Origin of the sequence: Amycolatopsis sp. cg5 (assembly GCF_041346955.1) — a bacterium.
Taxonomy (GTDB): Bacteria; Actinomycetota; Actinomycetes; order Mycobacteriales; family Pseudonocardiaceae; genus Amycolatopsis.
Window position 1 is genome coordinate 3092963 of record NZ_CP166849.1, and the last position, 24599, is coordinate 3117561.

A 24599-nucleotide genomic window follows, 5' to 3' on the forward strand; every position below is an offset into this window, starting at 1 on the left:
GAGTTCCGATGGTCGATCTCAATCGCAGGACCGTGCTCGGCGGCGCGCTGGCCGGGCTCGCCGCCGGCGCGCTGGGCAGTACCGCGGCGTCGGCGGCGGCCGAGAGTACGTACGACGGTGTCGACTGGGCGGATTTCCTCGGCACCGCGGACATGGTGTGGACGAAGATGCCGACCACCTGGTACGAGGGGCCGTATCTCGGCAACGGGTTCCTCGGCTCCGGCATCTACCAGGAGCCTGGCAAGAACGCGATCCGGTTCAACGTGCAGCACAGCCAGGTGCAGGATCACCGGCCGGAGTTCGGGTCGCTGTTCGGGCTGGCCAGGCTGCCGATCGGGTATTTCACGCTGGAGCCGGTCGGCGCGATCACCGCGATCGACTGGCGGATGGACCTGTGGAACGCCGAGCTCAAGGGCACGATCACCACCGCGGCCGGCAGTCTGACGTTGCGTGCGATCGTCCACAGTGGAGATTCGGTGCTCGCGATCGAGGTCCAGCCGACCGAGGGTGAGCGGAACTTCAAGTGGGTCTTCCATCCCGGTGACGCGGTGAGCCCGCGAACCGACCCCAAGTTCGGCAAGCCGCCACCCGCCGGATACCTGCCGAATCCGCCGGCGGTGCTGCAGACGAGTGGCGACGCTTCGCTGAGCGTGCAGAGCCTGCTGGCGGGCGGAGAGCACGTAACAGCCTGGCGTGAAACGACTTTCGGCACCAGGCGGACGCTGTACACCGCGGTCGCTTGGTCGCATCCGCAGAAGACCGCCGCGCGTGAAGCGTTGCGGATGGTGCGGTGCGTGTCTCCGCTGGCCTTGTTCGCGCTGGGACACCGGCGTTGGTGGCACGACTTCTACCGGCGGAGCTTTCTGTCCATTCCGGACACCCGGCTGCAGAGTTTCTATTGGATCCAGCTGTACAAGTTCGCGTCGGCCGCACGCAAGGAAGCGCCGGTCATGGCGACCTGCGGACCATGGCTCGAATCGACGCCGTGGCCCGCGACCTGGTGGAACCTCAACGTCCAGCTCGAATACTGGCTCATCCACGGCTCCAACCACCTCGAACTGGACGCGGTGAGTTACGCGCTGGACAAGTTCCGGCACAACGTGGTCGATCAGGTCGCCGAGCCGTATCGCGCGGACTCGGCGGGCATTCCGCGCACCACCGACATGACGCTGCTCAACGGCGGCGGCACCGGCACGGCCGGGTACGCGGTCGGCATTCCGGGCCAGGACCCGCCGACGCCCGAGGTCGGCAACCTGACCTGGGCGTTGCACAACGTGTGGCTGTCCTATCGGCACACGATGGACCGGAAACTGTTGCGGGACACGCTGTTTCCGTTGCTGCGCCGGGCGATCAACTACTACTTGCATTTCCTCAAGCCAGGCGCGGACGGCAAGCTGCACCTGCCGCCGACGTTCTCGCCGGAATACGGCGTCAACGCCGCCGACTGCAACTACGACCTCTCACTCATTCGCTGGGGTTGCCGCACGCTGCTCGATTTCGCGCGGGAACTGCGGATCGACGACCCGCTGGCCGGGCGCTGGCAGGAGGTGCTGACCAGCCTCGCCGACTATCCGGTCGACGCCAACGGGTACATGATCGGCGCGAACGTGCCGTTCGCGAAGTCGCACCGGCATTACTCGCATCTGCTGCAGGTGTATCCGCTGTACGAGATCACCTGGGAACGCCCGGAATTCCGGGAACTCATCGAGAAGTCGCTCAACCATTGGGTCGGTTTCGAAGGCGCGCTGCAGGGCTACACCTTCACCGGCGCCGCGTCGATTTCCGCGCAGATGCTGCGTGGCGACAAGGCGGATTTCTATCTCGGCGAACTGATGCGGCGGTTCATTCAGCCGAACACCATGTACAAGGAATCCGGGCCCGTCATCGAAACGCCACTTTCCGCCTCGCAGTCGGTGCACGACATGCTGTGCCAGAGCTGGGGTGGCGTGGTGCGGCTGTTCCCGGCCATTCCGGCGACCTGGCGCGATATCTCGCTGCGTGATTTCCGCACTCAGGGTGCTTTTCTCCTCAGTGCATCGCGCGAGGCCGGCGTTACGAAATGGGTCAAAGTGCGAAGTGAGGCCGGTGCGCCTTGTGTGCTGCGGCCGGGAATCACCGGTGAGCTCGCCGTGCGCGACCAATGGGGCCGCCCGAAACGCTGGCGCGCGCTCGCGAATGGCGACATCCAGATCGAGCTGGGCAGGGGAGAGGAGGCGATCGTGCATCGAAAGGCGACCGACCTGACATTTCCGTCGGCCCGGTTACGCCGAATGGGCCGTCGAAGCCGTGGGGAATGCAGTAAAGGGCGCGAATGGCGGATGCCTGCCGCCCATCGGAGGCGGCAGGCTTGGCTGAATGGGACTGGTCCGCAGGCAACAGCATCTGAACCAGGCGCTCATGCGCATTCCACGGCGCGCGGAAAGCACGGATCGGGCCACGCTGACCAACACCTTCGTGGCCGCGGGCTCGTTCGCGGCGATGCTGCATTCGACCGACCACCAGATCCTCTACGGCCGTCGCGGCGCTGGTAAGACGCACGCGCTGCTGTACCTGGCCGACCTCGTCGACCGCACCGGCGACGTGGCCGTCTACCTCGACCTGCGCACCATCGGCACGGCGGGCGGCCTCTACGCCGACAGCACGGTCGACGCGGCCGTCCGCGGCACGCATCTGCTGGTCGACACCCTCGAAGCCATCCACGAAGAACTGCTCGCGGCCGCCGTCGAAACCGACATAGCCGACGCCGAAGGCCTGCTGCACGCACTCGACGCGCTGGCCGACTCGGCCACGGCGGTCCGCGTGGTCGGCCAGGTCGAGCACGAGACCAGGATGGGCGCGGGCGGCGAGGTCTCGCACGGCGTCGAGGTCGCCCCGTCCGCCGTGAAGCTGTCGCTCGGCGCCAAGCGAACGGCAACGCAGGAGAGCAGGCTCCGCCGCACCGGGACCGAGGAGCATCACGTCGTGTTCGGCCCGCTGAGCCGGGCGCTGCGGGCGATCACGCGCTCGCTCGGGCAGAGCAGGCTGTGGTTGCTGCTGGACGAGTGGAGCAGCATCCCGCTCGACCTGCAGCCGCTGCTTGCCGACCTGCTGCGCCGCAGCGTGCTGCCGACGGCCGGGATCACGGTGAAGATCGCGGCGATCGAACGGCGCTCCCGGTTCCGCGCGCCCTCGCCCAGCGGCGACCACATCGGCATCGAGGTCGGCGCGGACGCCGCGTCCGCCGTCAGTCTCGACGACATCATGATCTTCGACAGCTCCCGCACCCGCGCGCAGGAGTTCTTCGCCCAGCTGTTCCACAACCACGCCGGCTCGCGGCTGACGACGATGATCCCCGACCCGCCGCCGGACCCCGAGTGCTACGTGGCGGAGACGTTCCGCGGCATCGCGTTCTCGGAGCTGGTCCGCGCAGCGGAGGGCGTCCCGCGCGACGCGATCAACATCGCCGCGCTGGCCGCGCAGCACGCGCACGACGAGCCGATCAGCGTGCGCGAGGTGCGGCTGGCCGCGCGCGATTGGTACCTGCGCGACAAGCAGACGGCGATCAGTGGCAACGAGCCCGCGCACCGGCTGCTGCGGAAACTGGTGGACGAAGTCGTCGGGAAGCGGCGGTCGCGGACGTTCCTGCTCGATCAGATCGGGGGTGCTCGGCACACGATGATCGAGGAGCTTTACGACGCGCGGTTGTTGCATGTGCTGAAGCGGGGTCTCTCGGACAGCAAGCACCCTGGGACGCTTTACGACGGGTTCGCCATCGACTATGGGTGCTATGTGTCGCTGCTGCTCAGTGGGGACACGAAAGCGAAGCCTCGGGCTCGGGGGACTTGGCTGACTTCTCCCAAGGGCGTGCCTCGGGATGGGTTCACCCTGGCGAACGAGGCCATCGACCTGGGCACCCTGGGGTCGTGAGTGTTCTGGCCGGTTAGAACCGGCTGTACCGCTCACGACCTCTTTACGGGCCAGGATAAAGCGGGCTTTACTCCCGGGGATAAAGCCCGCTAAACATCGGGGAGTAAAGCAGGCTTTATCCCCGGGCTCTGGTTCTGGCGGGAGGCCTAGTCTTGGGGTTGCGGTGGGTGCGTTTCGGACCGGGGCACCGTGGCTTACGCGGTGTTTGGGGTTGCTGGAAGGTTTCGGGTGTCCATTGTGGATTGTCGTGTGGATGGTGGCATAGTCCTCTCGTTTTGGGTATGATGGAGGCATGTCCAACACTGAGACACTTGCCGAAGCGCCGCCGCAGTGGTGGCGCTGGGACAAGGACGCGCTCATGCTGGACTACGTTGCCCTCGAACAAGAAAAACGTCGCCTGGACGCGAAGCAGGGGCAGATTCTCGCGGAGATTGAATCCCGTGGCGTGCGGGAAGTGACGGGGTATGCGGCGCTCTCGCAGTGGGTGGCGAAGTGTGCTCGGGTGAAACCGTCGGAGGCGTTGGCGCGGGTGAAGCGAGCCCGCGACTTGAACCGGCGTCGTGATGGTGCCACCGAGATTCCGGCGTTCGCGCCCTACACCAGCGCTGCGGCTGCTGGAGGCGACTTGGGCACGGATCAGATCGACGCGGTGTTGAAGGCCTTGCACGCGCTGCCGACCACAATGACCGCCGAGGAGCGGGAAGATGGGGAGAAGATCCTCACCGACCTGGCCACCGTTGGCGATCTCAACGAGATTCCCGTGGCCGGGAAACGCCTGCTCGACCAGATTGATCCGGACGGGCCGGAGCCGCGTGATCCGGAACCGGCGGAGCGTGGGAATGAGTTGCAGTACATCACCCACTGCGATGGCAGCCATGGGGTGAAAGTCCGTGTCGACTCCGAAACCCTCGCCCGGCTGAAGGCCCTCCTCGATCCTTTGGCGAAACCTCGCGCGGCCACCGATGAGGAAGGCCCGGACACTCGCTCGCAGTGGGAACGCAATGGCGATGCTTTCGCCACCTTTGTTCGCCTCGGCATGGCTCACCCGGACATCCCGACTCAGGCTGGGGAGTCGGTGCATGTGGTGGTGACGGTGTCGCTGGAAGACCTCAAAACCGGCCTCGGCCGGGCGTGCCTGGACTTGGTCGGCGATATCTCCGCCGCCGAGGCGCGACGGATGGCGTGTGAATGCAAGGTCATCCCCGCCACCCTTGGTGCGCATGGGGAACCGCTTGACCTCGGCCGGGCTCAGCGGCTCGCGTCTCCGGCGCTACGCCGGGCCTTGGCGATCAGGGACCGGGGCTGCGCGTTCCCTGGATGCACGGAGCCTCAGCAACGCTGTACCGCGCATCATATTGTCCATTGGGCACACCACGGCGAGACCGAGATCCATAATCTCGTGCTGCTCTGCGGGCGCCATCACCGCCTGGTCCATCACAGTGACTGGAAAGTCCGGATGGCCTACGACAACCTTCCGGAGTTCATCCCACCGAAGTTCATCGACGCCGCCCAGACACCCCGCCGCAACACCATGCACACCACCCGAACCTGAACCGACAGTCGCAGAACGCAAGCCATAGCCCCACCGCCCAGGCGCAGCCACCCCACTGCGCCGCATTCTCATGCCCCCAGCCTGAAGCTGATCCTCGATTCGATGGCTTCCCCTGCCCCAGGCAGCCCGACCCAGAAACGGGGTGGGCGCAACGCACTCCCAGCCACCAACGGCCGACCCAGGGACTGATCACGCCACGGTGCCCCGGTCCGTATGGAGGTTTCCGCTGCCGACCACCACAAAAACGGGACCACTGGGCGGAAATTTCCATACGGGACCGGTCAGAAACGCAACCACCGCAACCCCAGGGCCAGGGTTCCTACTCGGCCTTGATCGTGATCACAGTCCAGGCCCCGACGAAAACCTGATCTCCGTCCCGCAGCGGCACACGCTTCTTCGCGGGAATCGTACGAGATCGGTCGTTCACGTGGGTGCCATTGGCCGAACCCCGATCGACCACAGCCCAGGTCCCATCCTCCTGAGCGACGAGAGCAGCATGTTCACGCCCGACAGCCCGATCCTCAGGCGGCCCGGTCAGGTCGATCTCCGGGTGGATGCCCAGGTCCGCGTCCTTGCGCCCGATCAGGAGAGCCTCGCCGCGCAAGGTGAACCGTCGAGGCAGCAGCTGGGTGGGGAACACGAGCGAGTCGTCGTCAGCGCAGGTGAGGTCGTAGAACTCACGGTCGGCGCCGACGGTCGCGACCCAGCGGCGGGGTGAGGTGGCGCGGACCTGGTCGGGGGCGTCGGCGGGGAGCTGTGAGTCGTAGCCGTCTACTTCGCAGAAGCGGCCGATCTGGCCGGGGTGGCCGTTCGGGCAGTCCCACTCGGGCTCTGCGGTGACGGGCTGGGGTGGGGCGTCGGTCATCGAGCCGCCGCAGATTTCGCAGTCGATGGGGTCGTTCGACTGGTGGCCTTTAGGGCAGATCGGCATGGCCGGTCGCCTCCTTGCGGTGGGTTACCTTGGTGTCGAGTTTGAGCATCTCGCCCATGGCGTGCGCCATTTCGGACTGGATGTCCTTGGTGTCGCTGATGTCGTCGAGGCGTTTGACGACGTGGGTGTTGCCCGTCTCGACCGCGATTTCGCGGGCCTTCTGGAGTTTGGCGGTGGCGCGGGCGTTGTCGCCGGCGGCTTTGGCGGTGAGGCCGTCTTCGACGAGCTCGGCGATGTCGGCCTGGCCGGTGAAGTGGGCTACCTGGGGGCTGATTCTGGTCGAGAGCTTGAGGTCCTCTGTCCATTTTGCGCGGATGCGGTGCTCTTCGGACTCCTGGGCGCCGGCGACCATGCGGATGCGGGCGGCGACCATGCCCTCGCCGATGGTGCCTGGCTGGACTTCGACCGAAAGGTGGTAGTCGCGGGTTTCGGCGCCCCAATGGCCGGTCGGGTACTCCTGGATGCGGGGGCTGATCTCGACGCCGCGGCCGGTGAGGTCGGTGATGCGGGGGAAGACCTGCTTGAGGAAACGGACGCGGGCGTGCGCGGGTGTCCAGAGCCTGAGGCCGACGTCGGCGGTGGCGCGGCCCATCAGGGTTTCGTTGATCTGGCGGAAGTCGGCGGCGAGTTCGGACGGGTCGAGCAGGCCTTTGGCGGAGCCGAGGAGCGCGGTGGCGATCTGGTCGAGGGTCGTCGCGGACCAGCCGGTGCCGACGCCGCGGCTGTCGCAGACGAAGTTGCCTTCGCAGGCGCGCAAGGTTTGGGCGAACTGGCGGTCGGTCTCGAGTACGTTCTGGCCGTCGGTGAGCAGTAGCCCGTGCTTGACTTTGGCGTCGCTGCGGGAAAGCAGGCGTGAGGCGGCTTCCAGCCATGACCCGATCGCGGTGCCGCCTTCGACCCTGAGCCTGCCGACGGACTTGGCCGCCGCCTGCCTGGTCTGACCGGACGCCACCGCGAGCTTGCCGCTGACCGGGTAGACCAGGCGGGCGTTGTTGCTGCCGGCGACGATCGCGAACTTGACGCCGTTGCGCAGCTCGTTGATCGCGACCTTGACCGCGCGTTTCGCCTCGACGAGCTTGGCGCCCTCCATCGAGCCGGAGCAGTCGATCATGATCACCTGTGCGACCGTGAGGTCGGCGGCGGGCACCGAGAGGCCCTCGCCCGCCGCGGACACCGAGATGACCGCGTCCATCAGCCTGCCGTCGGCGGGCAGGTACTCGTTCTGGTCGACCTGGATCTGGAAGTCCAGTGGCATTTCAGGCGTCCTCCTCGGTCGGCGGGCAGGCGAGCGCGGCCACGCTGATGTTGTCCCCGCCGCCCGCGCCCAGCGCGCGGCCGAGCAGGAGCCGCACGGCCGTCGACGGGGTGCTGACGTGGTCGACCGGGGCGACCAGCTTGGCGTCGAGGTACTGCGAAAGCCCGTCGCTGCAGATCACGACGAGCCCAGGGGAGTCGGGGACGAACCGGTGCACCTTGGGCGTCACCGGGCCGGCGTCGGCGCCGAGCCAGCGTTCGAGCGCGTGGATCATGGGTGTCGCGAACCGGGGGTCGTCGGGGGACACACCCTCGGCGGTGAGCCTGCCCGCGGCGGAGTCGTCGACGGTCAGGCGGTGCGCGCCCGCCGGGCCGAGCCAGTACGCGGGGCTGTCGCCGACCCAGCCGATCACCACGGAGCCTTCGTGGAAGAGCGCGGAAACGTAAGTGCAGCAAGGAGGATTGCGGTCGCCGGGCTGACCCAGCCCGGCGACGGCGGAGGCCGCGGCGATGATCCCGGTGGCGGTGGCGCTGCCCGGCGGTTCACCTTTCGCGCAGGCGTCGAGCAGCGCGCGGAGTCCTTCCGAGACGCCCAGCGTGGCGGCGGTCTGCGAGTTCGCGGACGTGGCGACGCCGTCGCAGATGACCGCCGCGAGGACGGGACCCTGGGTGCCGATCGCGACGGCGTCCTCGTTACGGGGGCGTTTGAGGCCGACGTCGGTGACGCCGGCGACCAGGCCGAGGTCGAGCAGTCCCTCGTCGGCGGGCGAGAAACGCATGGTGGGTTCGACGGCGAGGGGCTCGCCGAGCGATCTGCCGCACTCCTCACAGAACTGCCAGCCTGGCTGGGCCGGTGCTGTGCAATGTGGACAGTGGGTCATCGTCACACCAGGGTTTTCGGGCGGACCTCGTTGGCCCGGTCGACCAGCCGCGAGCGGGTGCCGCGGTCGGTGGTGAGCTTGGCCAGCTTGCGGTAGGCCGCTTCGAGTTCACGGCGCAGGTCGTCGTCGGCCTCCTGGGCGTCTAGCCGCGCGGTCAGCACCTCGATCTCGAGTTCGGTGAGCAGGCGGGCGTCCAGTGAAAGCTCGCGCAACCGGGTCACCGCGTCGGTATGACGGTTGCCGCCGATCAACAGCCGGATGGCGCCGATCCGAGCGGACATGTGATGCGTCGAGTGCTCGGGCACCGCGTCGAGCGCGGCGATGGCTTCGCCGCTCTTGCCGCGGAGAGCCAGCATGCGTGCCAGCCCGAAAGCGGCGCTGACATAGGAATCGTCGGTGTGCCAGACGCGGGAGTAGAGCTCTTCGGCCCGTTCGTTGTCTTTGAGCCACTCGTGGGCGGCCGCCAGCGCGAGCTTCGGCGCGAGTTCGCCGGGCAGCGCCGAGTAGACGGCGTCGAACCGCTGGACGGCTTCCTGGGGAGCGTCGCCCGCGAAGGCGGCCACCCCGTGGTACCAGTCCGTTCGCCAGTCGCACGGCATCGCCTTGTCGAAGTCGGCGAGATCGGCCTTCGCCTCCTGCAGCTCACCGACCGCGATACGCGCGCCTGCCAGCCGCAACAGCACTTCCGGGCTGCGATCCCTGGCGTCGGCGAGCGTTTCGACCAGCTGATCCCGGTCGACGCCGCCGAGCGTCATCAGGAACGCCGCCTCGGCGTCGTCCGGGTCCACCAGCGGACTGGGCAGGCAGGACGGCACGTCGGCCCAGCTCACCGCGTCACCGGTGCCGAACGCGCGCGCCTCGCGGGTGAACAGCGTCGACACCACGATGCCCGGCTCGTCGTTCTCCTTGGCGAGCACTTCGGCGAGCACGCCGGCGACCTGGTCGCGGAAGTCCTCCGCGGCGCCGAACCGCCGCCGGGGCTCGGGGTGCGCGGCCCTGATCAGCAAGCGGTGGAAGGATTCCTGGCGCTCCAGCCAGGCGATCTGGCCGAGCGGCGGGATGCTGTGCTTGTACGCCTCGGTGAACCCGGCGAACGGGAAACCGAGCACGGCCATCGTCCGGCCGAGCGTGTAGAGGTCGGTGTCCGGGCACGGGCGGCGCGGCTTGCGCGGGTCGTCGATTTCGGGCGCCTGGTAGCCCTCGGTGCCGAACACCGCGCCCTTGTCGTTCTCGTGCAGCATCGCGCCGAGGTCGATCAGCTTGGCACGCTGGTCGACCTGCATCACATTGTCCGGCTTGAGATCGCAGAACCGCAGGCCACGCCGGTGCAGGTAGCCGAGCGCGCCGAGTATCTCGTCGGCGTATTTGAGCACCACGCGCACGGGCAGCGGCGCGGGCCCGCCGTCCACCCGGTTCCGTTGCAGCACATCGCGCAGCGTCCGGCCGCCGAGGTACTCCATCACGATGTACCCGGCGGTGGCGCCGGTGTGCGGATCGGTGTGCCGGACGAAGTCGTGGATCTTGACGATGTTCGGGTGGTCGACCTCGACCAGGTACCGCTGCTCGGCGACCGCGGCGGCGACCGCGTCCGGGTCACCGGTGTCGATCAGTCCTTTGAGGACGACCCAGCGCTCGGCCCTGCCGTCACCCAGATTCCGGTCCCTGGCAAGGTAAATCCAGCCGTAGCCGCCATATGCGAGGCAGCCGAGTATCTCGTACTTGTCGACATGCTGACCGGGCTCCAGCGACGGCCGGAAGGAGAACGGCGTCCGGTCGTGCGGGCAGAAACCCTCGGTCAGCCCGGGTTTGTCGGCTTTCGGCTGGCCGACGAGCCGACGGCACAGATGGCAGATTCGGCGCCGGTAGGGCACTTCCGGGTCGGCGAGCACGGCGGTCGCCGGGTCTCGCGGCGTGAACGGCGGCAGCTCGACCTGTTCGACGAGACTGCCGCGATGGCGTGCCTTGGCGCCGGTCGTGCCGCGCCGCGACGAGGTCGACGGCAGCTCCGGCACGACCGGCTCGCTGGGCTTGTCGAACCCGCAGGTGTCACACGAATCGTCGCTCAGGTACTCGCCGTCGCAGCCGGGGCGCACGCAGGCCGTCATCGTTCTTCCCCTCGCTTGGCCTGGACCGCCGCCACGTAGGCCGTGGTCGCGACGGTGGCCGCGGCCAGGTCACATGGCCTGCTCCACAACAGTTCCCAGGCCGTTTCGTGCAATGTGGACAGATCCTCGTCCTCGGCGAAACCGAGGCGGGCGGCCATCGCGGTGTAGCCGTCGAGCTTGCCGCGCAGCTCGTCACGCCGGTCGACCAGCCCGCTCGCGCGGGCACGCTCGAGCTCCAGTTTCGCCTCGTGCGCGGAGACGGCCTCGGCCAGCGCGCTCAGCCTGCTCGTCGCCTCCGCCCAGCGCCCGGCCCGGATCAGGCCGTCGACGGCGCCGAGTCCCGGCAGCGACGGCAGCTCCGGCAGGCCGGCGTTGGCGATCTTGCTCCGCACCGTCGCGCGGGTGCGCTCGACGTCGGCTTCGACGGCGGCCAGGCCGGTCAGGCGCTCGCCGACCCGGTCACGCAGCGCGCGCACGGCATGCACCCGCGGCGCGTGGTTGGGTGCGAGCGCGAGGCCGGAGACGTTGCCGTCGTCGCGGTTGCGCGGTGACGGCCCGGACAGCCGGATCATCTCGGCGCGCAGCCAGTTCGTGAGCGCGCCGATGGTCAGCAGTGGCCCCGCGCCCGGCACGCCCTCGCGCAGCGCGGTGAGCAGCGCGCCGGTGAACAGCGTGTGCTTCGCGCCTGCCGGGGCCAGCGCGGTCTGCGACGGCGCCGTGGAGGTCAGGATGTACGCGCCTTCGACGTCGACCTCGGCGAACACCACCTCGCCGCCGCCCGCCATGGTCTGGCCGATGGCGCGGCCGCTGAAACAGCAGTCGATCACCAGCACCCTGGCCCGCGCCCTGCTGGTGCGGATCGACTCGCGCAGCTCGGCGCAGGGCAGCGCCGACGTGCTCACCGTGTTCTCCTTCGTGCGGCTCGTCGCGAGGTACAACTCGTTGCCAGGCCCCGAAATCAGGCCGTGGCCCGCGTAGTACACGAGCAGCACGTCCTCGGCTTCGGCCGCCGCCTTGGCGAGCGCCTCGCCGACCTCGGACTCGTCGGCGGGGTCCGCCAGCACCGCGCAGTGCGCGTCGGGCAGGCCGGTGCCCTCCGGCGAGGTCAGGACCGCGCGGAGGTCTTCGAGATTGCCGGCGACGGCTGGGAGGTCGGGTAGGGCCGCGTAGTCACCCACGCCCACCAGCACCGCGCGCGACCGCGCCGGATCCGGCAGGCGGGCGGTCATCCCGCCTTCTCGTCGGGGTTCTCCAGCAGCGCGCGGACCACCTTCTCGGCGTCCTTCGAGTGGATGTCGAGCTCGACGCTCTGCCCGGTCGCGTTGGTGACCTTGAGCCGTACCTTCGACCGGCGCGTGCCGAGCCAGGTGCCGAGCGCGGCGGCGAGTGCCGCGACCGCGCCGCCGTCGCCGAGCGTCGCGATCAGCACGTCGGCGACCCCGCCCATCTCACCGGGCCGGATCGGGGCGCTTTCCGGGGTGATCAGCCCGCGCAATTCCGCCTCGTCGGCCAGCCATTCCCGCAGTGACGCGAAATCGTCACCGCCCACCTCGATCCGTGCGCGCACGTGTGCTCCTTCATTCGTTGCGGTAGTCGGGCGGGGGCACCGATTTGTTAAGCCCGCCGAAGAACGTCTGGTACAGGTCCGCGAGGCTGCCGTCGGCTCGCATCTGCTCCAGCACGGCGTTGACCATGCGGACCAGCTCGGGCGCCTCGTTGCTGATGGCGACCCCGGCCGGGTCCGGCCCGGCGGAGGAGTCGGGGAGCACGGTCGAATTCCGGTCCTGCGCGGCGAAACCGGCGAGGATCACGTCGTCGGTGACGACCGCGTCGACCTGACCGCGCTGCAGCATCACCATGCAGTCGGCGCTGTCCGGAACGGACACCGGCGTGGCCGCCGACTTGAGGATCCTCGCGATGTTGACCGTGTTCTCCGCGGCGCAGACCTTGCGGCCCGCGAACGCGGTCAGATCCGTCGGCTTCTTCTCGACCGTGCCGCGGACCAGGATTCCCTGTTGGGCGACCAAATACGGCGACGAGTACAGGAGCCCGTACGTCTGCTCGCGCTGGCAGGTCATGGTGGCGTCGGCGATGACCATGTCGACCTTGACGGCGTTGCGCTTGGCGCTGTCCGGCTGCGCGCGGTTTTCCTTGGTGTCCAGCGATTCGAAGCGGCTGCCGGTCGGCACGGCGACGTACCTGATCTTTTTAGGCCGGTCTTCGGGCGCCACCGTGCCGAAGACGGCGTCGGCGATCCGCTCGGTGAGCCTGATCTCCAGCCCGTCCATCACGCCGGTGCGCAGATCGCGTGAACTGAGTTGCTGCAGTGTCTGGCTGACGCCGACCACGAGCTGCCCCTTGGCGCGGATCGCGTCGAAGGCGGCACCGGACGGAAGCCCATTGGCGGCTCTGACCAGCTTGTTCGGGTTGAGGCTGCGGGGTACGCCGGTGCAGGTCGACTGCTGCGCGACAGGCGCGGCGGGGGAGAAGGCGGCGCCTTCGGGCGCCGGTTGCGGTGCCGGGCGGTGGGGCAAGGTGGGTTCGGCAGGCACCGAGCAGCCTGCGGCGAGCAGCGCGAGCGCGACGACGAGTCGTTTCATCGGTACTCCGAGATACGGGGCCAGAGCCCGGCGACGGTCGCCGCGGCGGCGAGCACCATCAGCACGACGAGCACACCGGCGACGCCAGCCAGCGCCGATCGTGAGTCCTTAATGGACATTCGAACGTCTTCGGACGCGGTGGTGGCCACCTTGCCGAGCGCGTCGTCGAGTCCGGCGGCGAACGTCTGCTTCTCGTTGGCGGACGGCTGCGTGATCGCCGCGGCCGCTTCGCCGTAGGTCACGGCGCCCTTGCCCTCGAACGAAGTGTGCGCGTCACGCCAGCTGGTCAGCGACTTGCGTGCCTCGGTCAGCGTCTCGGCCTGGGCCTTGCCCGCCGGCGAATCCTGGGCTTTGCGCACGAGTTCGCCGATGTCGTCGAGCGCCTTGCTCAGCCGCTCGTGGTCGCCCAGCTGCGGGAAAATCAGGCTCCGTGCCTCGTCGCCGTCGGCGCTGCGGCCCTGCGCGCGGGCATCGGCGACCGGCGAGATCAGCTGCCGGGTCTCGTCGAGCGCGTCCGCGCTGTGCGAGGCGGCGACCGTCGACGCGACGGCGAGCCAGCCGAAGGCGGCGACGGTGAGCACGGTGGCCGCGACCATGCCGATGTTGAACCGGCGGCGGGTGCGGCGGGCGACGTACCGTTGGCAGTACGCCAGCACCGCGACCGCGAGCACGCACGCGAGCGTGGCGACCCAGGGAAAGTCGTCGACCTCGTCCTGCGCCTCGGTGCTCGCTTTCGTTTCGGCGTCGCGGACGGCGGTGGCCGCGGTCAGCATGGTGCCGCGCACGAACGCGGTCGCTTCGGTGAGATACGAGGTGCCGAGCGGCTTGGCTTGTTTCGCGTAGATCCAGCCCGCTTCGACCAGCTCGACATAAACGGGGATCGCGTCCGTCAGCTCGCTCAGCTTCTGCGCGGTGACGCCGGTCGGCGCGGTCCTGGTGGCGGACTCGAGCGCGGCGGTCGCGGCGGCGATGTCGTCGCGGAACGCCTGCTGCTGAACGGGTTCGGCGTCCCCGCTGACGAGCATGACGTTGAGCGAGGTCGCGTCGGCGGCGGCCAGCGCGCGGTACACCTCGAGCGCCGCGGTGGTGACCACGGCGTGTTCGGCGCCGATTTCGTCGAGGCGGTCAGCCCGGTTGCCGACGCTCAGCACCCCGACGAGGCCCGCGACGAACGACGAAATGACCACCGCTACGACAATGAGCGTAAGCCGACCCTCCGTTCGGCGGAAATGCGCGGCGGCGAGCGATCGGAACGACGAAATGATCTTCCACCCCTCAATGCCCACAGTGTTCGTTCGCGACGAGCTGTGACCGTACCCCAGTCATGATTTTTTGGGGACGGCATTGTCAGGTTGTTGCAATTCCGTATTTCGTTCACTCGAACGGCCGATTGTAATTGCATTGACTTCGCCCGTATTAAAACGCGTCGTGAGTGTTCCCGACGGTTCTAACCGTCGGGAACACTCACGACCCGGAATGTCAGGGTGCCTCGGTGGACGGCGGCTTGGGGTCGTCGTTGGTCCACTCGGCCGAGAGCACGACCTCGACCGAGGAATTGATGGGACTGACGACCGGCTGAGCGGTCACTTTGAACTCATAGCTCAGCAGTTTGCCGGTGGCCGTGTCGACGATGAGCCGCACCGCGCCCTCGTTGCGGCCCGCCTTGGGGGCGATGGTGAGCGCCATTCCAGGCCTGCCTTCGGGATCGGTGGCGGGGCCTTCGGAGCGGACATCTTCGAGACCGGCGAGCATCCGGAACAAGCCGGCGCGGGCCTCGGGGCGGATCGGGAATTCCGACAGCAGATAGGTGGCGAACCGGATGAGCCAGGCTTCCCCGCCGACCTGCGGGTCGAGCGGTTTGCCGAGCAGGAAGCTCTTGAGCTGATCGGGATCGGCAGGCAGGGAGTTCATCTCCTGCCTGGTCAGATACAGGCGTTCCCCGTTCGGCCCGACACCGTAGCCGAGGACCTCCTCCCGGTTGACCTCACCGAAACGCGGCTCGCCGCCTTCCACCGTGAGCACGGTGATGCCGTCGCGGACAGTGATTCGGGCAGGTGAACCCTGACGTTTCCAGGCTTCCACGTCGGACGGCTTCGTGGGCTTCGAGCCCAGGTTCACGGTGCCGCCGAAGTCCGGGGCGGCAGGGTCGGCAGCCACCCAGTTCTCGCTGAGGAAGCGCGTGCTGAACTGGTAGAAGTCCGGTGCGGTGCCGACGTCGGACTCCACGACATTGAGCTTGCGGGAGAGGTAGAACCGTCCCGATGTGGCAGGTTGTTTCGCGGCCTGGGTGGCGGCGACCAGCAGCACGTCGCGGCCGGAGAGCGGGCCCGTCGGCTTGTTGTCCGCGACCACCACGATCCCGGCGACCACGACCGCGCCGAGCGCCGCCGCCAGCATGGCTCGCCGGCGGATGGGTGAGCTCGCGGGTTTCGCGGTGAACACGCGGGCTCGCGCCTGGGCGACCACCAGTGGATCGGGTGCGGCGGCGGGCGGGAGGAGACGGCGGATTTCTTCGAGGTCGTTCATGACTGTGACTCCAGAGACGTGCGGACTTTGCGGCGCGCTCGGCTGAGGCGGGAACAGACCGTCCCGTAGGAAATGCCGAGTGCGGCCGCGACCTGGTCGTAGGTCAGTTCCGCGAGTGCGATGAGCAGCAGGACGTCGCGGTCGCCCGCGGACAGCCCGGCGAGTGCTCGGGCGAGTGGTTCGCGCAGATCCTGTGCGCTGACCCTGGCGATGGCGGCGTCCTCGTGGCCGAGTGCGGCCGAAGGAACGTCGAGCCTGGTCAACGCGCGATAACCGCGGATCTCGGACCGGCGGTGGCGGCGCATCAGGTTGCTCGCGATGCCGTACAGCCACGCTCGATGGTCGCCGCGCGACGGGTCGAACCGGTCGCGGGTGCGGTAGGCGACGAGGAATGTCTCGGAGGCCACGTCATCGGCTATGTCGACCCCCAGTCGTCTGGCGACATAGCCGTGTATCTCCGCGAAATGCCGGTCGAACACCGCTTCGAAGGCGTCCGGTGGCGATTCCGCTTTCGCGTCGGGTGGAGCTGTCATGCAGCACTCCTCGGTCGCGCGCCCACCGGCCTGTCCGGTGGGCGCCGTCAACCGTTCTTGCCCGAAGCGATCTTCACCCTTCTCGATCAGAGATCAGATGGGGTTGTGCTGACCGAGCGGTGCGGTGCAGAAGGGGCCGCCGAGCCACTCGCCGCCGCTGGGCTCCGGGCTGTCCTTGAGCTGCTCCGCGTAGACCTCGGCGTTGTCGAGCGACTTGTAGCCCAGCGCCTCGGCCTCGGCCAGCGAGTAGAGACGGCGGGTGTTGTCCGAAACACCCCAGATGAGCCGGTAACCGGGGGAGGGCGCCGAAAGGCAGGCCTCGAACAGGCGCGCGCCGTCGTCGGGGGAGAGCCAGGTGACCAGGCCGCGGCGGCCGAGCACCAGCGGCGACTCGAAGCAGGAGCCGATGCGGATGGCGATCACGTCCATGCCGAAGCGGTCGTGGTACATCGCGCCGAGCGCCTCGATCGCGGCCTTGCTGACGCCGTAATAGGTGTCAGGACGCGGCGAGGAGTCGGCGGGGTGGCCGCCTTCGGGGGTCTCGTCCACGCGGCGGAAGCCGACGGAGTGGTTGCTGGACGCCAGGATGACGCGCTTGATGCCCGCCTTCTGCGCCGCGTCCAGGACGATCTGGGTGCCGTTGATGTTGACGTCGAGGGTGGCTTCCCACGAGTTCTCGCGGCTGAGGCCGCCGAGGTGGATGAGCGCGTCGGCGCCCTCGCAGGCCTTGGCCATCGCTTCGGGGTCGGTCACCGAGGCGGTGACGATCTCGACCGCTTCGCCGTCCGCTGCCGGGGTCTGCTCCGCGAGGTCGAGCAGGCGCAGCACGCGGCCCGCCTTGGCCAGGCGCGGGCGCATCAGGGTGCCGACGAACCCCGCGGATCCGGTGATCAGGACGCGCTGGTCTGCCATGAAGACTTCCTTATCGCTAGAGGGTTTTTCAGCGGATGCCGGCCCGGCGCAGGCGCTGCCCGAGCTCGGCGGTGGTCTCGGCCAGCAGCTCGCCGACGCGGCGGACGTCTTCGTCGGTGACCTGGCCGACCGGCATCGAGCAGCTCATCGCGTCGGTGCCGGGGATGCGGTAGGGGATGACCGCGGCGACACAGCGGACGCCGAGACTGCCTTCTTCGCGCTCGGACGCGTACCCGCGCTCGCGCGTGGCCGCGCATTCGGCGTGCAGCGCGTCGAGGCTGGTGATGGTGTTCGGGGTGAGCGCGGTGAGCTGATGCGGCATCAGCTCGTTGATCTCGTCGTGGGTGAGCTCGGCGAGCAGCGCCTTGCCCAGCGCGGTGGCGTGTGCGGGCAGCGTGCGGCCGACGCGGGAGACCAGGTGGGTGGACCTGGTCGACTCGCGGGTCTCCAGGTAGACGACCTCGGTGCCGTTGCGGCGGGCGAAGTGCGCGGTGAGTCCCGTCTTCTCCCTGACGAGCTCGAGTGCCTCCGTGGCGAACGGGACGACCGGGTCACGATCGAGGTACGCCGTGCCGCAGATCAGCGCGCGGACGCCGAGGCGGTAGCGCGCGGTGTTGGCGTCGGCTTCGAGCCACCCGGCTTCGAGCAGGGTCTTGAGCAGGCCGTGCAGGCTTGACCTGGGGAAACCGGTGCGGGTGTGCAGATCGGACAGTGACAGCCAGACGTCGTTGGCCGCGAAGGTCTCGATCAAGTCGATCGCGCGGCGGGCCGATTTGACTCCGGCGTTGTCGCTGCTTGCACCCGTCGGGTTACCCGTTGCCGGGATTGCGACCTTTTGCGGCATCTGGGCCTGCTCCTTCTGGTCGTTGACAGGTGACTTGGGCCATATTAGCGTCCCGAACAACGTTCTTATGGATGAACATAATCACTATAACAGACTCCGTTCACGGATGTGAACAACGAGAGGGGTCAGCGGTGCATTTGCTCGACTGGATCATGGTGTCCGCGTACTTCGTGTTGATGGTGGCGATCGGCTTCTGGTCGCACAGCCGCGTCAGCACCGTGAGCGACTTCTTCACAGCAGGCGGCAAGATGCCGTGGTGGCTGGCGGGGATCTCGCATCACATGTCGGGGTACAGCGCGGTGCTGTTCGTCGCGTACGCGGGCGTGGCGTACACGGACGGCATCACCGTCTACTTCTGGGGCATGGCCTCGATCGGTATCGGTGTCGGCATCGGATCCTGGCTGTTCGCGGCCAGGTGGAACCGGCTGCGCTCGAAGCTGGGTGTCTCCTCGCCGCTGGAGTACCTGGCCAAGCGGTACAACGTCCCCACGCAGCAGGCGCTCGCGTGGAGCGGCAGCCTGCTGAAGATCTTCGACATCGCCGCCAAGTGGTTCGCGGTCGCGACGATCCTCAACGTCTTCGCGGGTGTCCCCTACACCTGGGGCATCATCATCACCGGCACGATCACCCTCATCTACTGCACCGTCGGCGGTCTCTGGGCCGACGCGCTCACCGACTTCGGCCAGTTCGTCATCCAGGCCATCGCCGCGATCGTGATGCTCTGGGTCGTGCTCGCCAAGCTCGGCGGCATCTCGGGCCTGTGGACCATGTGGGGCAAGCTGCCCCCGGCGCACCTCAACCCGACGACGGCGAAGTTCACCACCATCGTGTTGCTGGTCTACGTGCTCGTGAAAACGTTGGAGTACAACGGAGGCATGTGGAACCTGGCGCAGCGCTACATGGCCGCGCCGAACACGCACGAGGCCAAGCGCGGCGCCCGGCTCTCGTCGATCCTGTACCTGCTGTGGCCGCTCGTCATGATGTTCCCGATGTTCGCGGCCCCGCTGCTGATCCCCGGCATCAAGAACCCGAACAACGCCTACGCGATCATGACCACCACGTTCCTGCCGCCCGGCCTGATCGGCCTGGTGCTGGCCGGCATCTTCTCGCACACCATGGCGATGGTCTCGTCCGACGCGAACGCGATCTCGGCGGTCATCACCCGCGACATGATGCCGGTGCTGTGGAAGAAGGCACGCCGGTTCACCGAGGCGCAGGGCCTGCTCGCCGCCCGGATCACCACCGTCGTGTTCGTCGTGCTGACCATGATCGTCGCCACCCAGGCCCCGAAGCTCGGTGGCGTGCTGACGATCGTCGTGCAGTGGGTGGCCGCGCTGATGGGCCCGATCTCGGTGCCGCTGCTGCTCGGCCTGCTGCCGTGGTTCCGCCGCTCGGGTTCGCGTGCCGCGCTCATCTCGTGGGCCGGTGGCCTGCTCGCGTACGCGCTGGCCTACTACGGCTTCAACGCCTCGCTGGCGGTGACGGTCTCGCTGCCGATCCTGGTCTCGCTGGCGCTCTACATCGGACTCGGCGCGCTCATGCCGGAGCGCAACGCCGTGACCGACGAAATCATCGACACGATCGACCAAGAGGACGAGGTCGAGTCGGACAAACCGAAGGAGGGTTCGGCCGTCCCCGCATAACGGGGGCGGTGCGAACACCTAAGAAAGAAAACAGGGAGAGTCGAAATACATGGCACAGCCCAAGATCGAGCTGGACGGTCTACTCGCGTTCCCGTTGACGCCGTTCACCGAGGATCTCGAACTGAACCTCGATGCGTTCGCGGAGAATGTGGAGAGTCACATCGCGGCGGGAGCCGGCGCGCTGTTCGTTGCTTGCGGGACGGGTGAGTTCAGCTCACTCTCGCCTGCCGAACTGACAGCGATACTGGCGAAGGCGCGCGAAGTGGCGAACGGCCGGGTTCCGGTCTGGGTAGGTGCCGGTGGCGGCGCGGCGACGGCCCGCGCCGGGATCGCGGCGGCTCAGGACGGCGGCGCCGACGGCGTCCTCCTCCTGCCGCCGTACCTGGTGACCGGGCCGCCGTCGGGGCTGATCGACCACGTGCGCTACGCGGTCGGCGACTCGACGGTGCCGGTCATCGTCTACCACCGCGGCACCGGGGTGTTCTCGGCCGCCACGGCCGTGGAACTGCTCGACATCCCGTCCGTGGTCGGCCTCAAGGACGGCTTCGGCGACGTCGAGCTGATGACCCGCATCGTCACCGCGATCCGGTCGGTCGACTCCGACCGGGCGCGGGACTTCCTGTTCTTCAACGGTCTGCCGACCGCGGAGGTCTCGGCGAAGGCGTACGCGGCGATCGGTGTCGCCCGCTACTCCTCGGCCGTGCACTGCTTCGCGCCGGAGATCGCGCACCGGTTCCACGCCGCGCTCGCGGCCGGTGAGACCGAGGTGATGGACGCGCTGCTGGCCGGTTTCTACCTGCCGCTGGTGGCGTTGCGCGACGAGACCCCCGGCTTCGCGGTGTCGCTGGTCAAGGCCGCGGCGCGGCTGCGCGGCGACAAGGTCGGCACCGTCCGGCCGCCGCTGATCGAGCCGACGTCCGACCAGATCGACCGGCTGGAGAAGGTCGTCGAGGGCGGTTTCGCGGTGCTCAAGGGGATCGACGCCTGATGAAGATCCAAGAGATCGTGCTCACTCCCGTCGCGTTCGCGGATCCCCCGCTGCTGAACGTGATGGGCGTGCACGAGCCGTTCGCGCTGCGCGGCGTCGTCCAGGTGCTCTGTGACGACGGCGTGGTCGGCCTGGGCGAGTCGTACGGCGATCTGGCCTTCCTTGACCAGGTTCGCCAGGTGATCCCGGAGCTGAAGGGGCACGACGTCTTCGACCTGCCCGGCCTGCAGCGCAAGATCGCGGGTGTGCTCGGCAAGGCCGTGTTCTCCGACCAGCACGGGCTCACCGGCGGCTTCTCCAACCGCAAGACCATCGCCACGGTGTACTCGCTGTTCGAGGTCGCTTGCCTTGACGCGCAAGGACATTTCCTCGGCAGGCCGGTCGTCGACCTGCTCGGCGGCAAGGCCCGTGACGCGGTCGACTTCTCCGCGTACCTGTTCTACAAGTACGGCGCGCACCTCGGCGCCGAAGCGGACTCGTGGGGCGAGATCACCACGCCGGAGACGCTCGTCGGCGCCGCCCGCCGGATGATCGACCAGTACGGCTTCAAGTCGATCAAGGTCAAGGGTGGTGTCTTCGAGCCGGACCAGGAGATCGCGGGTATCCGCGCGCTGGCCGACGCGTTCCCCGGGCTGCCGCTGCGGATCGACCCGAACGCGGGCTGGAAGGTCGACACGGGTATCCGCGTCGCGCGTGAGCTCGACGGGGTGCTGGAGTACCTCGAGGACCCGACACCGGGCATCGAGGGCATGGCCAAGGTCGCCGAGCAGGCGAACATGCCGCTCGCCACCAACATGTGCGTGGTCAGCTTCGACGACATCGAGCCGGCCTTCCGCCAGCGCGCGGTCGGTGTCGTGCTGTCCGATCACCACTTCTGGGGCGGGCTGCGTGACACGCAGGCGCTGTCGAAGACCGCGGAATGCTTCGGTATCGGGCTTTCCATGCACTCGAACAGTCACCTCGGCATCTCGCTGGCCGCGATGGTGCACGTCGCCGCGGCGACACCGCACCTGACCTACGCCTGCGACACGCACTGGCCGTGGAAGACGACCGATGTGATCGCGCCGGGCGCGCTGGCGTTCTCCGGCGGTGCGGTCGCCGTCCCCGACAAGCCAGGCCTCGGCGTCGAACTGGACCCGGACGCGCTCGCCCGCGCGCACGAGGACTACGTCCGATGTGGACAGACCAAGCGGGACGACGTCACGTACATGCGACGTTTCGTCGGCTCGTTCGAACCGAACACGGCACGGTGGTGAACCCTTGCGGGTAACTGGTTACGCGTATTCCTGGGACGTCTTGGGCGACCCCGGCTTTGTCGAGCGCGCCCGCGACCTGGGCGTCGACGAGGTCGCGGTGGCGGTGTCCTATCACTCGGCCCGTGCTTCGACGCCGTGGTCGCCGGAGCACACGGCCGTGGTCGCGCGGCACGCCGCGCTCTACCGTCCGGTGCGGGAGGAAGCCTGGCGTGGCGCCAAGTTACGCCCGGCCGCCCCGGAGTGGGACCCTGGTGACGCCGCCGGGGACGCCGTCCGCGTCTTGAACGCGGCGGGCATTCCCGCGGCGGCGTGGATCGTACTCACGCACAACTCCTTGCTGGGCACGGAATTCCCCGAGTTCGCGGTACGCAACTGCTTCGGCGAGTTGTACCCGTGGGCGCTGTGCCCGGCGCAGCCGGAGGTGCGTGAGTACGCCGCCACGCTGACCGCGGAATGCCTGGAAGGGCTGGAGTTCTCCTCGGTCATCCTGGAGGCCTGTGGTCCGCTCGGTGCGATCCACCAGCACCAGCACGAGAAGACCGACGGTGTCTGGGCGCCCGCGGTGGCACGGCTGCTGTCGATCTGCTGCTGTGACGCCTGCGCGGCGGGCTGGGCCGAGGCGGGTGGCGACCCCGAAGCCATCCGAGGCAAGCTCCGCGCCGAGGTCCGGCGGCTGATCGAACTCGGCGATCTCACGGTCACCGAGGACAAGCTGCTGCCGTCGTTGCGAGAACTGCTTCTCGCCACGCGCCAATCGGCCGTCGACACGTTGCGCCGCGGGGTGATCGCGCAGATCCCGGACGGCGTGCGGATCGTGCTGCACGGCGCGCTCGACCCGTGGGTCACCGGCGCGCTGCCGGGCCTGACGCCCAGCGCGGTCAACGACGTCGACGCGGTGGTCCTGTTCAGCTGGGTGCCCGGCACGGCAGCCACCGCGGCGGTCACCGCGGCCCGGCAGGCTTTGCCGTCCACAGTGGACATCGGCAGTTACGTGACGGCCGTGGCCGCCAACCCGGTACCCGACATGGAGGCCTACGCTCGGGAACTGGGGAAGGCGGGGGCCGCGGAACTGCATCTGTACCACCTCGGGCTCGCCGGCCCCGGACGATGGCCGGACATGCACGGCGCCACCAGCGGCGCGCACGCTAGCTAGGAGAAACGTAGAGACATGGCTCAGACAGACCCAGCCACGCTGGAACAGATCCTCGCGGCCGCGGCGGAGGCCAGTGGGCCCGCCGCGGCCGCGACCCCAGCCGAGCGCGCCGCTTGGCTGGTCGCGGCCGCCGACGCGCTCGACGCCAACGCGGACGAATTGACCGCGCTCGCCAACTCGGAGACGAACCTGCCGGTCGCGCCGCGGCTGCAGGGCGAGCTCAAGCGCACCACCTTCCAGCTGCGCCTGTTCGGTGAGGTGCTGACCGACGGGGAGTTCCTCGGCGCCACCGTCGACCACGCCGACCCGGCGTGGCCGATGGGCCCGCGCCCGGACATCCGCCGCTCGCTCAACCCGATCGGCCCGGTGCTGGTGTTCGCGGCCAGCAACTTTCCGTTCGCCTTCAGCGTGGCCGGTGGGGACACCGCGTCCGGTCTCGCCGCGGGCTGCCCGATCATCGTCAAGGCGCACTCCGGTCACCCCGAGCTGTCCGCCCGCACCGGGCAGATCGTGAAGGAGGCGCTGGCCGCGGCCGGCGCGCCCGCTGGCATCTTCGACGTCATCTACGGTCAGCCCGTGGGTGTCGCCGCGTTGAACGACCCGCGCATCCAGGCGGCCTCGTTCACCGGCTCGGTGCCCGGTGGCCGCGCGCTGTTCGACATCGCGAGCGCCCGGCCGCGGCCGATCCCGTTCTACGGCGAGCTCGGCAGCGTCAACCCGGTCGTGGTGACCCCGGCGGCGCTCGCCGAGCGCGGCGAGGCCATCGCCAAGGGCTACGCGGGCTCGTTCACCATGGGTGCCGGCCAGTTCTGCACCAAGCCGGGCCTGCTGTTCCTGCCGGAAGGCCACGGCCTCGAGGACACGCTGCGCGAGTCCGTCGCCGGGATCGCCGGTCAGGCGATGCTGAACGACCGCATCGCCGCCGGGTACTCCGAAGGCGTCGACAAGCTGCGCGGCGTCTCGGGTGTCGAGGTGCTCGCGGAAGGCGGTGGCAAGGGACCGGAGTTCACCCCGACCCTGTTCGCCACCACGGCGAAGAGCTTCCTCGCCGACGCCGACACCGTCCGCGAGGAGTGCTTCGGCCCGGCTTCGCTGATCGTCACCTACACCGACCAGGCCGAGCTGATCAGCCTGCTCGACGTGATCGAGCCCGGCCTGACCGCGACGATCCAGGGTGAGGACTCCGACGCCGACTGGGTGCGCCCGATCCTGCCGTCGCTGACCAAGATCGCCGGCCGTCTGCTGTGGAACGACTGGCCGACCGGGGTCACGGTCAGCTGGGCGCAGCAGCATGGTGGCCCGTACCCGGCGACCACCGCGCCGACGTCGACCTCGGTCGGCACGGCGGCCATCACCCGGTTCCAGCGGCCGATCGCCTGGCAGAGCTTCCCGGACGCGTTGCTGCCGGAAGCCTTGCAGGAGGCCAACCCGTGGCAGCTGCCGCGGCGCACGGACGGTCGTCGCTAGCCATGGGTCGTGAGTGTTCCCGCCGGTTCTGACCGTCGGGAACACTCA

At 68.6% G+C, this 24599-nt stretch carries 19 protein-coding genes and 1 pseudogene; 8 read left to right on the top strand and 12 right to left on the bottom strand.

The window, feature by feature from the left end:
* Positions 1-8 precede the first annotated feature (8 nt).
* The 3 genes and pseudogenes from AB5J62_RS14190 (at position 9) to AB5J62_RS14200 (ending at position 5458) form a co-directional block, all read left to right on the top strand.
* Positions 9-2302: pseudogene (locus tag AB5J62_RS14190) on the top strand (Tat pathway signal sequence domain protein).
* A gap of 95 nt (positions 2303-2397) precedes the next feature.
* On the top strand, positions 2398-3906 hold the full coding sequence (locus AB5J62_RS14195; protein ID WP_370950260.1) for a hypothetical protein: 1509 nt from the start codon (positions 2398-2400) through the stop codon (positions 3904-3906).
* 292 nt (positions 3907-4198) lie between these two features.
* Positions 4199-5458: a DUF222 domain-containing protein gene (locus AB5J62_RS14200; RefSeq protein WP_370948664.1), complete on the top strand. Its 1260-nt coding sequence runs from the start codon at positions 4199-4201 to the stop codon at positions 5456-5458.
* A 319-nt stretch (positions 5459-5777) separates the two neighbouring features.
* On the opposite strand, the gene AB5J62_RS14205 is transcribed toward AB5J62_RS14200, so the two are convergent.
* From AB5J62_RS14205 to AB5J62_RS14260, 12 genes are all read right to left on the bottom strand, one after another.
* The gene (locus tag AB5J62_RS14205; protein ID WP_370948665.1) at positions 5778-6389 is read right to left on the bottom strand and encodes an FHA domain-containing protein; all 612 of its coding nucleotides are present in this window, start codon (positions 6387-6389) and stop codon (positions 5778-5780) included.
* Entirely contained in the window at positions 6373-7644 is a 1272-nt protein-coding gene (locus AB5J62_RS14210) for a VWA domain-containing protein (RefSeq protein WP_370948666.1), read from the bottom strand. Before AB5J62_RS14210 ends, AB5J62_RS14205 begins: the two co-directional genes overlap by 17 nt.
* 1 nt (position 7645) lies before the next feature.
* Positions 7646-8422, bottom strand: coding sequence for a PP2C family serine/threonine-protein phosphatase (locus tag AB5J62_RS14215; protein ID WP_370948667.1), 777 nt, complete (start codon positions 8420-8422; stop codon positions 7646-7648).
* A gap of 104 nt (positions 8423-8526) precedes the next feature.
* Complete coding sequence (locus AB5J62_RS14220; RefSeq protein ID WP_370948668.1) at positions 8527-10629, bottom strand: tetratricopeptide repeat protein; 2103 nt, start codon at positions 10627-10629, stop codon at positions 8527-8529.
* Positions 10626-11858: a caspase domain-containing protein gene (locus tag AB5J62_RS14225; RefSeq protein WP_370948669.1), complete on the bottom strand. Its 1233-nt coding sequence runs from the start codon at positions 11856-11858 to the stop codon at positions 10626-10628. The genes AB5J62_RS14220 and AB5J62_RS14225 overlap by 4 nt, the downstream gene beginning before the upstream one ends.
* Positions 11855-12196, bottom strand: coding sequence for a hypothetical protein (locus AB5J62_RS14230; RefSeq protein WP_370948670.1), 342 nt, complete (start codon positions 12194-12196; stop codon positions 11855-11857). Before AB5J62_RS14230 ends, AB5J62_RS14225 begins: the two co-directional genes overlap by 4 nt.
* A 10-nt stretch (positions 12197-12206) precedes the next feature.
* Positions 12207-13229: a transporter substrate-binding domain-containing protein gene (locus AB5J62_RS14235; protein WP_370948671.1), complete on the bottom strand. Its 1023-nt coding sequence runs from the start codon at positions 13227-13229 to the stop codon at positions 12207-12209.
* Complete coding sequence (locus tag AB5J62_RS14240) at positions 13226-14416, bottom strand: hypothetical protein (protein ID WP_370948672.1); 1191 nt, start codon at positions 14414-14416, stop codon at positions 13226-13228. The genes AB5J62_RS14235 and AB5J62_RS14240 overlap by 4 nt, the downstream gene beginning before the upstream one ends.
* A gap of 292 nt (positions 14417-14708) precedes the next feature.
* Positions 14709-15755: a CU044_5270 family protein gene (locus AB5J62_RS14245; RefSeq protein WP_370948673.1), complete on the bottom strand. Its 1047-nt coding sequence runs from the start codon at positions 15753-15755 to the stop codon at positions 14709-14711.
* Positions 15752-16288 (bottom strand): RNA polymerase sigma factor, encoded by a 537-nt coding sequence (locus AB5J62_RS14250; protein WP_370948674.1) that lies wholly within the window; start codon positions 16286-16288, stop codon positions 15752-15754. The genes AB5J62_RS14245 and AB5J62_RS14250 overlap by 4 nt, the downstream gene beginning before the upstream one ends.
* A gap of 93 nt (positions 16289-16381) precedes the next feature.
* Positions 16382-17200 (bottom strand): NAD-dependent epimerase/dehydratase family protein, encoded by an 819-nt coding sequence (locus AB5J62_RS14255; RefSeq protein ID WP_370948675.1) that lies wholly within the window; start codon positions 17198-17200, stop codon positions 16382-16384.
* 28 nt (positions 17201-17228) lie between these two features.
* A complete protein-coding gene (locus tag AB5J62_RS14260; RefSeq protein ID WP_370948676.1) occupies positions 17229-18044 on the bottom strand; it encodes an IclR family transcriptional regulator in 816 nt (271 codons plus the stop codon).
* Positions 18045-18175: 131 nt separating this feature from the next.
* Here AB5J62_RS14260 and AB5J62_RS14265 point away from each other — a divergent pair, with 131 nt between their 5' ends.
* The 5 genes from AB5J62_RS14265 to AB5J62_RS14285 are packed head-to-tail and all read left to right on the top strand — an operon-like array spanning position 18176 to position 24551.
* Positions 18176-19687 (top strand): sodium:solute symporter family protein, encoded by a 1512-nt coding sequence (locus tag AB5J62_RS14265; protein ID WP_370948677.1) that lies wholly within the window; start codon positions 18176-18178, stop codon positions 19685-19687.
* Between the two features lie 49 nt (positions 19688-19736).
* Positions 19737-20675: a 5-dehydro-4-deoxyglucarate dehydratase gene (locus AB5J62_RS14270; RefSeq protein ID WP_370948678.1), complete on the top strand. Its 939-nt coding sequence runs from the start codon at positions 19737-19739 to the stop codon at positions 20673-20675.
* Positions 20675-21931, top strand: coding sequence for a glucarate dehydratase family protein (locus tag AB5J62_RS14275; protein WP_370948679.1), 1257 nt, complete (start codon positions 20675-20677; stop codon positions 21929-21931). The genes AB5J62_RS14270 and AB5J62_RS14275 overlap by 1 nt, the downstream gene beginning before the upstream one ends.
* Positions 21932-21935: 4 nt before the next feature.
* Positions 21936-23084, top strand: a complete 1149-nt coding sequence (locus AB5J62_RS14280) for a hypothetical protein (RefSeq protein WP_370948680.1) — start codon at positions 21936-21938, stop codon at positions 23082-23084.
* 15 nt (positions 23085-23099) lie between these two features.
* On the top strand, positions 23100-24551 hold the full coding sequence (locus tag AB5J62_RS14285; RefSeq protein WP_370948681.1) for an aldehyde dehydrogenase (NADP(+)): 1452 nt from the start codon (positions 23100-23102) through the stop codon (positions 24549-24551).
* Positions 24552-24599: the final 48 nt, after the last annotated feature.